We start from the raw sequence: 12,733 nt of genomic DNA, 5'->3' as shown, positions 1-12,733 counted from the left end.
AACTTAGAAATAGTAACCGAATTCGATACCAACAGAGGTATCGTCAAATTCATACATAGTTACGGATGCATTCACATCAACATTGCCGTTAGTCCAACCCAGAGCATTTTCAAACACAGTGTCGACATCAGAATCCAAGAAGTAAGTAAAATCACCGCGGTAATACATGTTACCAAATGGCACCAAAACGCCCGCTTCTAGGTCAAAACCGTCGCTCACATCACCCGTTGAATAGTTGGCGCCCACGTTCCATGCACCAAAGCCAGCATCAGCGACGTAGTTACCACCGACGGTAAGATTGTCGTAGTCTCCAGAGATATTCCACTCACCATCAATAACAATGTTATTTGAAATATTGTATTGGCCAGATAGTGTAATGACATCTTCTCTATCATAATGGTCATTTAATTTATCATTACCAAAGTCAATATCAAGAGTATCGTAGCTTAAACCGATGCTAGCTTTATCATTAATACCGTAGGTAGCTTCAACGCCTATTATATTCACGTCATATCGATCAAACTCTTGTGTATCGTATCCAGCTTTAATACTACTCTGAACATTTCTGATATCTTGATTGTGATAATTATTTTCAGCTTGTACCTCTTGTTCTACATTTTCTGCATTCGTTGTATCGTTTGCAGATACTACACTAGAAAAAGAAATAACAAATAAAGAAGATAATGTTAAAAATTGTGTTTTCATGATATTCCAATGGTTAAATTTCAATGCCAAAATGGCAGCGTTAAAATTAGGCTATTAAATTAGCCGTTGTTTTTAGGTAATAAAAAGCCACGCCATAATTTTAAAAACATGGATTTTTATTAATGTGAATTAATTAGATGTTAATTATCGATATAAATCGTAAGGCGATAGATTATTTTTCTACCGCACCGCCGAGAGTTTTACCCAATCGAAAGTTGATGACCTTATGAGAAATTGCATTGTCCTGATAATGGAGTTCAGACATGTCGACAATATTATTGTAAGCAACCGTCACTTGACCGTTTTCTTCAGTCACTAATACTTTTTGGCCAAAAGCATCCAATCCAATACTTGGGAAATCGGTCATTGCTTTTGCACCTGGCGCTGGCCCACCAAAAACGAGCAGGGTCGCATTAGGTAGTGACTCACCAATCGCTTCTGCTCTAGCCTTAAAATCCCAGTTCATAAACCAAACCGTGTCACCTTGAGCAAGAACATCTCGTTTAATATTGTTCAGTGTCGTTTCAAAATCATACTCTGATACTAATGTTTCAATGCCGTAGTTCTTTGTTAAGCCTTCGCTCTGAACTGGTGCAATGTTATCTAGCCCATTAGTTAGCGATGCCGTTTTTTCTGCGTACTGCTCAAGGGCTTCGTTATCCATTATTCCGTGTCGCTTTTGAATAAACTGAGCATCGGTATAAATTACTTTTTGCTCGCCATTTTCAACATAATTCAAAACACGAAATGGTAAATCGAGCCCTACTTGTAAACTGTCTTTGAGCAACTGAATATTCAGCTGGTCGTCGGTATAAAAGTCCACTCGACTTGGTGCTAAATATTCACTTGCCTGTTCTGCTAATCGAGAATGGTCGATAGTTAACACTTTATCTAACCCGTTATCTTCAGCGTTTCGATCAACAATGAGCACACTATCATCAACGGCATTTAGTTGAGATTGATGAGCGTTCTGATCAACGGTCGTTTCGCAACCTAGAATGGGCAGAACAAACAAAGCAATTAAAGACAGTTTTTTCATAGATAACCTCTCTAGAGTTTGAAAATGATTGAAGGCAAACGAAACAATCAAATCTATTGAATATTATGTTCGGAAACAAAGTCTTCAAGGACCGAGTGGGCGCGCTTTAGGTCACCATCATTCAAATGGACTAAGTACCCATACAGCGCTTTTTCATGCTCAACCATATAAGTCATTTCTTTTTCATAACCGACTGGGCTGGATGCTTGAATATCCTTGAGCTGATGAACAAATCGCTCTGCGCTGCCCTCTAAATATCTCGCCCCTAAATATGGCATCACTTTCAAAGACAACGTCACTGTTTTAGCAAAAAACTTATCTTTACAATGAATAGTGCTATCAACGCCATGTTGTTTGCGGACAGGGTTCATCACAATGGTATTGTGTTGCTCCATTTTACTGAGCAAGTCCAAGCTGTTTGCTGTCATACTGCCTGGCGGGTTATGTTTGAGTTCAGAAAATACCTGTTTACCTAAGTTTCGAAATACCAACTCATACTTAAGTCCCTTCGCAAACTCTCTGTACTCAGCTTTCTCAATTCTCGTCATCATATTTTCTCCACTCATAGCAACGAACGATGGCAAAGTTAACACCATTATCATGAGGAACTTGCCCCACTTTAGTTGGCTGTTATAGCAAATCATCAACAGGGGTCTCGCCTAGCCAGATATTCCTTAAAGCAACACTCTGTTTTGAAGATGCTTTAGCCTGATACACAACGTCATTGTTATATTGAATCTGCATCGTTTCCCCTCTGTAGATAATGGCAATCACATCGCCTTTAATCAGCGGCATGGATAGGCTATCCATTAGTTTTTGAATATTTGAGTCTTTCATATTGATGCCTGGGTTTGACTCTTCCAGCGCCTCAATCGTGGCTGTTGTGACTTTTCCTTGTGTTAACTTCTCAGGCGTAAACGTCAATAGAAGTGCGCTATCACCTTCTTTGCTTTTCAAGTGTCTAATATCGTAATAGTCGACAAACCATAATGTGCGAGTATTTTCTGCGACCATTCGATAATCATCGTATACCCACGAATCAAATTGCGCATGCGAAGACTCGGCTTTTAGCTCATGACTGAACGCTTCCCCGGCCATCACAAGAGTCATCAACAAAAATGTTACTTTGTATCTCATTGGTATCTCTTCCTACATTCAGGTTTAAACATCGCAGGTACTCGCTCATGCCGAGATGGGGCTAAGACGCTAGCTTCATCATGTCGAGAGAATCTAATCTCTCCACCTTTCTTGAGCTCGGAAATGTCAAATGAACCAAAATGCTGTTTGCAATATTCGATGCTTGAATTGGTCGATATTTTTTCATTCTGCCGATCATCATCGGCTTAAGTACCTTAAGAGCACCTTGAAGTAACTTTTCATCAGTTCTCTTCTCCTGTCGATCCCCCGCCAACGGGCCCGGATGTAGGAAAGTCGTTTTCTCAAAATCAAGTAATTCAACGTCATTTTCCATCTCCCCTTTGCAGCGAAGGTAATGTGAGCGAGCTTTACTATCAGCTCCAAGACATGACACGACGATCAGGTGTTTTACTCCAAGATCTTTCATGTTTGCTGCAGTCGACACGACTAGGTCAACATCAATTGCGCGAAGTTTATCTTTGGTACCCGATTTTTTAATCGTGCTACCTAAAGCGATAATCCCAACGTCCGGAAGATCTGAATCTAAATGGATTGCAGGAACACTTAGATTACTGTCAATTATCTGCTTCAATTTCTGATGTTGCGTATTGAGTTCACGTCGAGACAGTGCGTAAACAGTACTGATATTCTGACTGCCTAATAAAGTACTCAGCGTTTCTCGTCCAACTAAGCCACTCGAACCAGCAATAATGATTGATCTATTCATATGGAATTCACCGTTTAAAGTTATGTCGTCTCGACGTTGTATATATAATAAACGCAACAAACCGACCGGTCTAGTCAGAATATTGTCAACTTTGTCAGAATTAGACTGATCGGTTTACATATTCGAAGCTGAAACGCATTGGGATATGGAATATAGATCTGATTAGTGAGGGGTTAAAATGCGAACGCTCGACAAGTTTTGGGGAGATCATTACTGATACTACAAGAACCGGTAAGAGCCGATTTAAGTATCAGTATAGATATAGATGACTTGGTCATTAAATGAGCCGTTGAAATGTTTGGTACTTAAAACCGAGCGAGAGCTCAATGAGGATATCTAGGGGGATAATAGCTTTCAAATCGCCAATGGCAACGAAACAACATGAACACTTTACGTGTTAGGAGTTAGACTGCGTTTTGCTCACTGCAAGTTGTATAAATTGATCTATTTATTGCTGAATATTCTCAAGAACAGACTCGGGAATAATGTTCTCTATCGCCACATACTGACCAACATCTAGGAATGCAAAACAGCTATAAGCCAAGCTACTCCAGCCTAAAATAGACAATGTAAGCATGCCAAATGTTTTCACGCCACTTTGATTCAATCTTTTCGAAACAAAGGTATAACTCGGAATTCCGACTAAAACAGGAGCCAAAATAGCCATTGAAAGTTGACCATATTGATTCCATTTTTTCATGAATTTCCTGAGCTTAGGTTTAAAGACAGCGCCTTTTTGTTTCTTAAATAAAGTTGAATAGACGGGAGCAATTTTCCAACCTGCATACGCAGCAATCATCGCTGGGATTAAATTAAACAACAGCATTTCTGGGTAGGAGTAAGATAGAAACGCGGCAATAGCAGGCCCTGAATAGGTTTTCCAAAGGCTTAACAACGCCATCGATAAACCAATAGCCAAGTATGTTTCAAATGCTAATGTCATGCTTTGATCTCCTCTCTCCGGTTTACTGCTTCAATGATCTGATTGTCTAATTTGAAGTGTTGAATGAATAATACACAATACAGACCGACCGGTCTAGTTGTAATTTTATTATCCTACGAGGACCTAGAAATATGAGGGGTACATACTCAAACCAGAGTGAATGAGTATTGGCGTCAATCTCGCAGCCGTGTAGACTCTAATTAAGGATAATCATTAACTTGAAAAGGAAAGAGTTTTGGCTGAATTCAAATACAAGCAACTAACTCAAGAAGAACAAGACAAGCTAGATGCCGCTTCATTTCGTCGCCTATTATCTCATCTAGACAACAATAAAGACGTGGCTGGTCTAAATAGTTAAGAACTAATCAAACTATCAAGTTGAATTTTAAGTTATTGAATTTTAGCTTTTTAAGTGTTCTTTTTTTTGATTGAGTTTGATTGTTTATAATCAAAGTCCTCTGTGTATGTGTTTACAAATGAACACTCGATACTTTCGCTTCTATGCGAGTACTAATAGTCATATCTACAAGCCATATAACGATACACTAACCTTTCCGCTACCTAAGTGCTTCTACAGCTACCGATGTATTACCTAACGAAATTTATACACCTCTCGACATCTGTTCTTTGTCTTGATCACAACTGGGAAAATTCGACCTATGAAGCTTTTGGACAAAAGCGATTTAGAGGTATAAACCCAAACCGTTTCTGATAAATTAGAAAAAGTATCTTGAAACTTCACCTATGAGTTAACACAATCGCCCCGTAGTAGCATTTTTCATTTGTAACATTGGAAATGTATAACTTGTTAACGTACTCCAATTCAGAATTACTATCTTTGGGAAGCTTGTCTCTAACAAAGTCTCGAACATCAGATATACCGCTACCAAGCCAGTGATGTTTTGTTTCATGGGACAGGTCTTTATTCAATGTGAATTGCTCAGTACTAGATTCGTAATCAACAACGATATGATCAAAAGATGCAAAGTCCTTAAGATCGATTTCTTCCTGCAATGTAATGAAACGCGCAGTACCAGCTAGTTTATCTCTAGCTCTTTCATTACCACCTGCGTTGAGTATGAATGAGTTATGGGTGTGGCTTAGATTTCTCGCTATTTGGGTGTCATTAAAACCAAGCTCCTGAAAAACAAAATATATTAACAATGTTAAAAGGCGATCCTTTATTTGAACTTCTTTAGTTATTTCTCCTTCTATCATCGTCTTGTAATTTAGCCCGTGCGCTACACTATTTCTAAGTCTCTTTAGTACATTAAAATCATAGTCACTGAAGGAAATAGCTTCTTTAATTTCATTGCTTGTTTTGCTCATCAAGAAGTCATATTTATGCTGAAGAGTCGGGTGGGATGTATTTCTTAGGTTAGCGAGAGCACTCGAAAACCCTTCTAGAACCAATCGGTCCTCAGATGAAAGAACATTATCATCAATAAATGCTTCTAGCGTTTTGTTAAGCTGTGACGTTAACTCATTATATTTTTCTTTGTTTAATTTATGTCCATTGCCCTTTGACTCTTGTTCACAGTACATTTCGAGTGTTACAACGACAGATAGAATCTCATATTCCCAAATTCCAGAACTAGAACGAGCTAAAGGGGCAACTAAGCGGTTCCAAATCGTACGGAACGATTTAACACTGAAGTAGTTTTTTATGATGGGTTCCCAAAGATCCCAGTTGAACAAATTATTAACGTGGCAAAGCGCTTGGTGGTAATGATCAAACGGTTTCTCTTCATAGGCTACACTTGGGAAAGTAACGGATTGATAATCATGTCGCTTCCCTGAAGGAACCAAGTAAAGGTTTTTGATAGAGAGGGAATACCCCAATAGAAGTGAAAATAGGCTTCTTATCTCCAAAGCAATACTTTTTGCTTCATTTAGTGTAAATCCGCCATTTTTCTTTTTAACGATAAAACAATCTTGTATTCTTATGTGATGATCGGTTGATGTGATCGCAGTTGATGATACGTAACGATGATTTTCTATCGAGTAGTCATTTTTATTATAGTTAAAGTTAACTAAGAATTTGTCTATAGAAGTACATCGCTTGAACTCCGTTTCTGTTATCTCTGAGCTTCGTAACCTTTCAAACCAAGTAGATATACCTGTCAGGTGTACTTCTATCAGATTAATGTCATTCGTAATTAAAGATCCAGTAGTGACAAATCCACATATAATGACCCCACCTCTTTGAAGTTCTGATTGATGTAGAGTAAATGTCTTATTCGAACCAATTTCATGACAAGTGATTGGATATTGAATTATTCTGCGTTCTTCGAACTGCAAGCTGTGATTTTCTGTGTGTATTTTAAGCTGTGGGATACCTGCCTGATTAATAGAAAGAACGCCAGTAAAATCAGTATCATCAAAGTTGAACTTTACCGTAAATTCGTAACTTTCGAAGAAATTTAGATCCCTTTTTAACATTCTTTTACTCTCCCATTTTTCTATTGAAATAGTGTACTCTCTCATTAGTTTGAAAAAAATAGGTAGTTATAAATAGAGTAGAAAGGAACTGTTATTGCTTCATTTTTTCCATAAGTTCAAGTATTGCAAAAGTGGAACACTTAAATCAACGCGAGGGTCGTTGCTGAAGAGCTTCGGGGCAGAAGCAAGCTTGCCACATACAGTTCTTAGCTTTAAACTAACGTTGAGAGCCTCGGGTATCCCTGCTTTTTCTTGGATGTACTATTTACTGTCTGGCCAGAAGTAATTGTATCGAATTGAACTTGGCTTAATTGCAAAGCAGACCACCGAGGACATATGATAAGTCTAGGTGCTTTCCCTTCCATATACTTTGGTGATAAAACACCCGACGCTGCACACAGAATGTGTTCCCTCTTCGTTTTGAATGACAAACATTCTGTAGCTGTTTACAAAGCCATAGGCATTGCCTGTGGCTTTGTCGTATCTGGGACTAAAAAAACTGGTGCAACAGGCTTACACACAAATTAATCTATTGATAGTTTCTTATGCTCTAAACGTTTAGGGGCAAAAGTGTGTCGCTTCGCGCAGTCAACACAATAGTCTGCCCCTATAGTGTGTTAATCAGAAGCACGTATCCCCCTTCTTACAGAAAGCAATATTTCAGGTGGTTTTAACTTCACATCGCAACCTGCGCATCGCAACTTGCGATGTGGGTAATCACTTAAGAAGCACCCGCGTAAACTACAAAGGATTAGTAATTAAAGTCAATAACTTAAACCTAATAACACTATGGTATTACTAATAATTAGGCTTCGAGTTGAGAGAGCACATCGCATAAAAAAGCTCTCCAGAATTGAGAGCTTTGATGGGTTATCGGTAGTATTGGTTTTGGCGCTTCGAGTTATACTTCCAACTTTTTGCTAGGCCATACACATAAGACGGGTAGTCGTCCCATGGGTTAGCTAATGCTCTTCCTCGCGTGGCGCGCAGCTTAACTGGGTACTCTCTGCACTCAATCTTGTGAAGAAAGTAATAGCTCTTTTCCTGCTTGGTAGAAAAGTGCTTGTGGGTTCCACTACGAACGCTCGGATAAAGATCCAAAAGGTGTTGGCGCTGGTATTTAATGCGCTCTCGGTACTGCTGTTTTAGCTGTTTCATTTGCCCTCCAGGTTTACATTACCTAGAAGGGGTCCTCTGCAAAGTAATTCATTCTGGCCTCCCCAATGTGCCTTTAGTGAAAATGTAGCCTATGGTTTCTTCAATTACATGGAAGAGAAAGCCGAGATCACTCTCTGCTTAAATGCCCCAAGTCGAAGCTCATCAAACATTCCTAATGCTCCATAGAGACTATTTGAACTTTCTGTACTGCTTTCCCAAGATACTGTTGTTCTCGCGCTGTTTTGGGGCTCAAGCGGAGGCGCGACACTTAAGCTATTTCGTCGACCAGAGAACTCTGTTTCGATAGGTTTCCCCATACTTACATAGAGACGAGACTCAGGAATATCCTGTTCAATCCTTTCAGAAAACTCAATCAGGCTTTGCTCTGCAAAAGTGAATAACCACGCTTGTTGGTTTATTGTATTATTCACACGAAGTATTCGTCCGAGCACCTGCCTGAAATACAATTCAGTTTTGACTGAACTCATATGGCAACATACTTGAAGGCGCGGAATATCAGTACCCTCACTGATCATACCTACACTAACAATCCATTGTGCGTCGCTTTGTCGATAACGCTCTATTTCTGCTAGCGGCTCTTCATGTCGATAAGTGACGATAGAAACGGTTTGCCCAAACTTTTGAGATAGTATCTCTTTGATTGTTTGCGCATGTTGAACCGAAGCTGCAACAATCAGCCCACCGGCATTGGGTGATCTGAGACGTGCTTTTTCTAGCTGCTCACATCCTAAACCGAGTAGATATTCCATCGCCTCTTGGTTGTGAATAACACTCTGGTAGGATGCTTTTGTCTGTTTAAGCATCTCTAATATTGATGAAAAGGATTCGACTTTTTCTCTACTACTAACAGACAAGTGTTCATTATCAACCAAGACGATTTTGGGCGTTCTACAAACACCATCAGCTATAGCTTGTTTAAGAGTGTATTGGTAATCGACAAGAAGCTGCCCGTCTGGGTCGCTGTACTCACCCATCACAATGGGTAAAGAGTCTGAACGCCACGGTGTACCTGAAAGTGCGAGGGTAAAAGTAGCAAGCCCTTGAATCTTAGTGAGAACTTGCTGCCCCCAAATGTTCGCATTTTCAACCTCAGAGCCAGAGCAATGGTGTATTTCATCAAAGACAACAAAGACCCTGTGATTCCGCAATGTTTGCCAAAATTCGTCATTGAGGAATTGGATAGATTGGTATGTTAAAGATTGCCCGACAGATCCCATGCCACCATTAAACGTACACTTAAGTCTCGACGAAAAGGTTCTTTTTATACCATCAGAAACCGTCAACGATGGTGAGAAGCACAATACAAGGTCTACCATGTCACTTTGTAACAACCTTGACGCAATATTAGCGGCAAGCACTGTCTTACCTGCTCCAGGTGTAGCTTGGCAAAAGAAATGGGAGCAGTTGGATTGATATTTTTTCAACGCTCTGTCAGAGCATTCACTTTGCCACTTCCTTAACACTGTTCATTTCCTTCATAGAGAGTATTAAGAACCTTTGTTAAAACGTTCACTTTTCCGAGCAATAAAGCGGCGCGCTCTTTAGCCTCTTGATGCAAAGGGGCCAGTTTATTCTCTAGCTCAGGAAATCGAGATACGATCGACTGATACTCGTCAATCTCCCCAAGTATTATTTCCAATTCGCCCTTATATTCGTTACGTTCATTGCTTAAAATGGAATAGTTTTGAATGGGTACTTTAGGCTTCATATCCGCTTGGTTATTCGTTGTTACATTGTTATGTAACTCTTTAAATTGTTGCGTTTGAAAGTAGCGTTTTTTCCGGCCTGAGCCCTCACTTCGCAACCAACTTTTCTTTTCAAAGTGAAAAATTGCTCGGTACACCTTTTTGTGAGCTTCGGCAGAATTGGAGTCCACATTATCAAGGGATAGCCACAAATCTCTCGCTTCTAGCACGGTGAATCCATCTAACCCATTTTCTATCAATAACTTGTGCATGACAGCACTAATTCTTCGAGCCCGTTTCATTTCCAAAATTACACCAACCAAAAACTAAGGATTGCTTAGTATACAGAAATCCATAAAACTAAGAAAATCTTAGTTAACTTGAGATCAGAGAAATGAAATCTAAGTGTCATTTAAAAACCCAATCCCAGAGCGACTCAAACAAGCTCGAAAAAAAGCAAAGCTCTCTCAAAAATCCCTGGGAGAAAGCATAGGTATGGATGCAAGTTCAGCAAGCCCTCGAATGAATCAATACGAGAAAGGCAAGCACGCCCCAGATGTTCAAACCTTAAAGCTAATCGCCGATGAGCTTGGTGTGCCGCTCAATTATTTCTTCTGTGAAGATGAAAGCTCTGCTGAACTGGCGTGCATGATCTATGAAATGACAGAGAGCGAAAGAAAGAAACTTATTGCAGCACTGAGCCAGAAGAAAGACTTATAATAAGAGAGTTTACTTTAAGTAATACTGATGTTGCTTATGGCGGGAGAGTGAAGTAACGGCAAATTCAAAAGTTATGAACAAAGCTCTGGGTTTAGGTATGCTTATTAAGAACTTAACAGGTAGGTTATGTGAGGTAAGTGATTCCAGCCTGATTTTAAGTAATAACGTAGTGATAGCGTCTTATGCTATCCAAATTGTCTATGAGGTTCGTATCTATGCAGTTTCTGGACATAAATCAGTTTCGGAAAATCGAATATTAGCAACCCATGAATAACTTCAAGTATGGCAAATGAAGTTTTACTCGTTTTTCGACCTACCCAGAACCGGGCTAATCACTTACACAGTCTAATGCCTTAAGAATATAACTAAGGCGAAGTTACCACTAAATATGATCGCATAATTTACATATAGAAGAATCAGACTTGTTCAACACTCGGGATTAAGTTTATTCACGCGCCATGGCTTTCATAAAATTTGTCACATCCTCGAATTCTGGAAAATCGCTTCCCTGTCTTCCCCAAAACTCACCTACATCTACAAACAATAGGTACAAGTAAAAGTGATACTTTAGATAGAAATCGGTTAAGTTGAGGTCTTTAGTACGCTCATAAGACGCATGACCAGCAACCTTGTTACGATAAACCCTAAAGTCCTTTGCAAATGATTCTGGTATAGGTAGAAGTTTTTCATAGTGCGATATGTCATTTTCATAACTTGGAGCCTGTCCACGACTAATACGGTCAATTCTTGCATTTACCGCACGATAAGCATCCTCTTCAATTAGTGAGTCTATGAAATGATTTTTCTGAGGACCTTTTTTGTCGGTTATATTTTTATTTTCAAAGTCTCTTGCGTGGCAAGCAATGAGAAACTCGTACAGGTGATGTATAAAATATGAATATGAATTGTATGTTCGATAAGATTTGTACTTATCATGACCGGACAGAATTAAATGTTCGGCGGATTGCCGAAATTGTTCAAAAGCATCGCGACACTTGAAGTATTCATGTTTAATTGCGATACACTGGTGGTAATCCGCCTCTGTACCTGTTTTTATCTTCATATGCTGAACTCCAGATAAACTTAAGATTTTATTGTGTGCCTGTTCCTGCATAGTGATCTTGGACTATTTCCATAGCAGACTTTATGGCGGCACTATGGTCATCAAACGTTTGTTTATAGAAATAGAAAAACGCGACCCCAAACTCAGCTAACTCTATGAATATAAAATTATTTGTAGAATGAAAGAAATGAAAGTCTTTGTTTGTAGTATGGATAATACAAAGGGAATTAAGCTTATCAGCCTTTGATTTCACACTCAATACTTGCAATGCCGAACGAAAATTTGAGAACACCTTTGCAGGACTCGTATCCATAGAGCCTTGGAACATAGCAATAGGCATTTTGCCAATAAAAGGAATGTACTCTGCACCTTTTACCTTATTTAAATTTCTGCGAAGGTCGAGTACTTGAAATTTGTATTCTAGAGTTTCTAACCATAGGATGATTAACTCTAAGGTCTCTTGTGAGAACTCTTGGTGACTAACATCGACTTTTTCAAATTCATGCTTCAAATGTCTCTCCAAATAACCAAGGAGATTCGAGTTACAATCTTTGCATGCAGGTAGTGTGGTTTTATTGTAAGTCTGAGAAATACCGTTAGTTGTTGTTTCGAATGTTCGTTTCGTACAACGATTATAGACCCATTGAGGTATCACATGCTCTCTAGTCAATTGATCTTGAGAACCACAAATTATGCACATTTCTGCTGAGTGATCGTCAATGATTGCGCTAGTTACTTTCTTTTTATTTGCTCTGATTTTCTTTCGAAGTTGAACCAACTTTAACTGAATACTCATGTAAGACATGACTCCTAACTCGCTCTGGCACATAACGCTATCTGTACGACTATACTTCGTATTTTATGTACATATAATGCAACCTTTCTTCGGGAACTTCAATTTATAATCAATAGGTTAGTGGCTATGTTGATAGGTTAGACCACACTGTGAAGCATAATTTATAAATGTGCTGCATTCGGATAAGTTTTGGTAGGTCAAACGCACATTAACAGGATATGTATGAGTAATAGGTCTAATGCAAAAAGGGGCAGAACTGAGCTAGCTGGCACTTTTTAGAAAAGTGCCATGAGTAAA

General features: G+C 39.1%; 13 protein-coding genes and 1 pseudogene. 2 read left to right on the top strand and 12 right to left on the bottom strand.

Going from position 1 to position 12,733, the window contains the following annotated elements:
• Positions 1 to 3: 3 nt before the first annotated feature.
• The 6 genes from OCV12_RS04640 to OCV12_RS04615 all read right to left on the bottom strand — a co-directional run bounded on the left by OCV12_RS04640 (position 4) and on the right by OCV12_RS04615 (position 4,551).
• The gene (locus OCV12_RS04640; protein ID WP_176681747.1) at positions 4 to 705 is read right to left on the bottom strand and encodes a hypothetical protein; all 702 of its coding nucleotides are present in this window, start codon (positions 703 to 705) and stop codon (positions 4 to 6) included.
• Positions 706 to 877: 172 nt separating this feature from the next.
• Complete coding sequence (locus OCV12_RS04635) at positions 878 to 1,744, bottom strand: DUF302 domain-containing protein (protein ID WP_239847141.1); 867 nt, start codon at positions 1,742 to 1,744, stop codon at positions 878 to 880.
• A gap of 53 nt (positions 1,745 to 1,797) precedes the next feature.
• The gene (locus OCV12_RS04630; protein WP_239847142.1) at positions 1,798 to 2,295 is read right to left on the bottom strand and encodes a hypothetical protein; all 498 of its coding nucleotides are present in this window, start codon (positions 2,293 to 2,295) and stop codon (positions 1,798 to 1,800) included.
• Positions 2,296 to 2,374: 79 nt separating this feature from the next.
• Entirely contained in the window at positions 2,375 to 2,881 is a 507-nt protein-coding gene (locus OCV12_RS04625; protein WP_239847144.1) for a chalcone isomerase family protein, read from the bottom strand.
• A gap of 61 nt (positions 2,882 to 2,942) precedes the next feature.
• Positions 2,943 to 3,608: a Rossmann-fold NAD(P)-binding domain-containing protein gene (locus tag OCV12_RS04620; protein WP_050634818.1), complete on the bottom strand. Its 666-nt coding sequence runs from the start codon at positions 3,606 to 3,608 to the stop codon at positions 2,943 to 2,945.
• A 448-nt stretch (positions 3,609 to 4,056) separates the two neighbouring features.
• Positions 4,057 to 4,551 carry a hypothetical protein gene (locus OCV12_RS04615; protein ID WP_048614791.1) on the bottom strand — a complete coding sequence of 165 codons (495 nt, stop codon included), beginning with the start codon at positions 4,549 to 4,551 and terminating at the stop codon, positions 4,057 to 4,059.
• A 235-nt stretch (positions 4,552 to 4,786) separates the two neighbouring features.
• Here OCV12_RS04615 and OCV12_RS04610 point away from each other — a divergent pair.
• Positions 4,787 to 4,903 (top strand): annotated as a pseudogene (locus OCV12_RS04610) (DUF1244 domain-containing protein); the annotation flags it as partial.
• A 386-nt stretch (positions 4,904 to 5,289) separates the two neighbouring features.
• On the opposite strand, the gene OCV12_RS04605 reads toward OCV12_RS04610, so the two are convergent.
• From OCV12_RS04605 to OCV12_RS04590, 4 genes are all read right to left on the bottom strand, one after another.
• On the bottom strand, positions 5,290 to 6,993 hold the full coding sequence (locus tag OCV12_RS04605) for an ApeA N-terminal domain 1-containing protein (RefSeq protein ID WP_261885450.1): 1,704 nt from the start codon (positions 6,991 to 6,993) through the stop codon (positions 5,290 to 5,292).
• 870 nt (positions 6,994 to 7,863) lie between these two features.
• The gene (locus OCV12_RS04600; RefSeq protein ID WP_061026029.1) at positions 7,864 to 8,151 is read right to left on the bottom strand and encodes a hypothetical protein; all 288 of its coding nucleotides are present in this window, start codon (positions 8,149 to 8,151) and stop codon (positions 7,864 to 7,866) included.
• A gap of 104 nt (positions 8,152 to 8,255) precedes the next feature.
• Positions 8,256 to 9,635 (bottom strand): DEAD/DEAH box helicase, encoded by a 1,380-nt coding sequence (locus OCV12_RS04595; protein ID WP_261885449.1) that lies wholly within the window; start codon positions 9,633 to 9,635, stop codon positions 8,256 to 8,258.
• Positions 9,629 to 10,159: a hypothetical protein gene (locus tag OCV12_RS04590; protein ID WP_061026026.1), complete on the bottom strand. Its 531-nt coding sequence runs from the start codon at positions 10,157 to 10,159 to the stop codon at positions 9,629 to 9,631. Before OCV12_RS04590 ends, OCV12_RS04595 begins: the two co-directional genes overlap by 7 nt.
• A 103-nt stretch (positions 10,160 to 10,262) precedes the next feature.
• Here OCV12_RS04590 and OCV12_RS04585 point away from each other — a divergent pair, with 103 nt between their 5' ends.
• Positions 10,263 to 10,577: a helix-turn-helix domain-containing protein gene (locus tag OCV12_RS04585; RefSeq protein ID WP_061026023.1), complete on the top strand. Its 315-nt coding sequence runs from the start codon at positions 10,263 to 10,265 to the stop codon at positions 10,575 to 10,577.
• 445 nt (positions 10,578 to 11,022) lie between these two features.
• Here the strand turns inward: OCV12_RS04585 and OCV12_RS04580 are convergent, their stop codons facing one another.
• Together OCV12_RS04580 and OCV12_RS04575 are read right to left on the bottom strand one after the other, a co-directional pair.
• Positions 11,023 to 11,640: a hypothetical protein gene (locus OCV12_RS04580; protein WP_102336715.1), complete on the bottom strand. Its 618-nt coding sequence runs from the start codon at positions 11,638 to 11,640 to the stop codon at positions 11,023 to 11,025.
• A 28-nt stretch (positions 11,641 to 11,668) separates the two neighbouring features.
• The gene (locus OCV12_RS04575) at positions 11,669 to 12,436 is read right to left on the bottom strand and encodes a hypothetical protein (protein WP_102336708.1); all 768 of its coding nucleotides are present in this window, start codon (positions 12,434 to 12,436) and stop codon (positions 11,669 to 11,671) included.
• Positions 12,437 to 12,733 lie beyond the last annotated feature (297 nt).

This window comes from Vibrio pomeroyi (genome assembly GCF_024347595.1).
In the GTDB taxonomy this organism is placed as follows: domain Bacteria; phylum Pseudomonadota; class Gammaproteobacteria; order Enterobacterales; family Vibrionaceae; genus Vibrio; species Vibrio pomeroyi.
The sequence above is the reverse complement of the archived record's forward strand: the minus strand, read 5'-3'. Positions and strand labels throughout refer to the sequence as shown.

Bases quoted from the DNA above. Each gene is read 5' to 3' on its own strand.
- OCV12_RS04580 (WP_102336715.1), bottom strand. From the start codon at position 11,640: ATGAAGATAAAAACAGGTACAGAGGCGGATTACCACCAGTGTATCGCA.
- OCV12_RS04600 (WP_061026029.1), bottom strand. From the start codon at position 8,151: ATGAAACAGCTAAAACAGCAGTACCGAGAGCGCATTAAATACCAGCGC.
- OCV12_RS04635 (WP_239847141.1), bottom strand. From the start codon at position 1,744: ATGAAAAAACTGTCTTTAATTGCTTTGTTTGTTCTGCCCATTCTAGGT.
- OCV12_RS04620 (WP_050634818.1), bottom strand. From the start codon at position 3,608: ATGAATAGATCAATCATTATTGCTGGTTCGAGTGGCTTAGTTGGACGA.
- OCV12_RS04625 (WP_239847144.1), bottom strand. From the start codon at position 2,881: ATGAGATACAAAGTAACATTTTTGTTGATGACTCTTGTGATGGCCGGG.
- OCV12_RS04575 (WP_102336708.1), bottom strand. From the start codon at position 12,436: ATGAGTATTCAGTTAAAGTTGGTTCAACTTCGAAAGAAAATCAGAGCA.
- OCV12_RS04630 (WP_239847142.1), bottom strand. From the start codon at position 2,295: ATGATGACGAGAATTGAGAAAGCTGAGTACAGAGAGTTTGCGAAGGGA.
- OCV12_RS04590 (WP_061026026.1), bottom strand. From the start codon at position 10,159: ATGAAACGGGCTCGAAGAATTAGTGCTGTCATGCACAAGTTATTGATA.
- OCV12_RS04605 (WP_261885450.1), bottom strand. From the start codon at position 6,993: ATGTTAAAAAGGGATCTAAATTTCTTCGAAAGTTACGAATTTACGGTA.
- OCV12_RS04615 (WP_048614791.1), bottom strand. From the start codon at position 4,551: ATGACATTAGCATTTGAAACATACTTGGCTATTGGTTTATCGATGGCG.
- OCV12_RS04640 (WP_176681747.1), bottom strand. From the start codon at position 705: ATGAAAACACAATTTTTAACATTATCTTCTTTATTTGTTATTTCTTTT.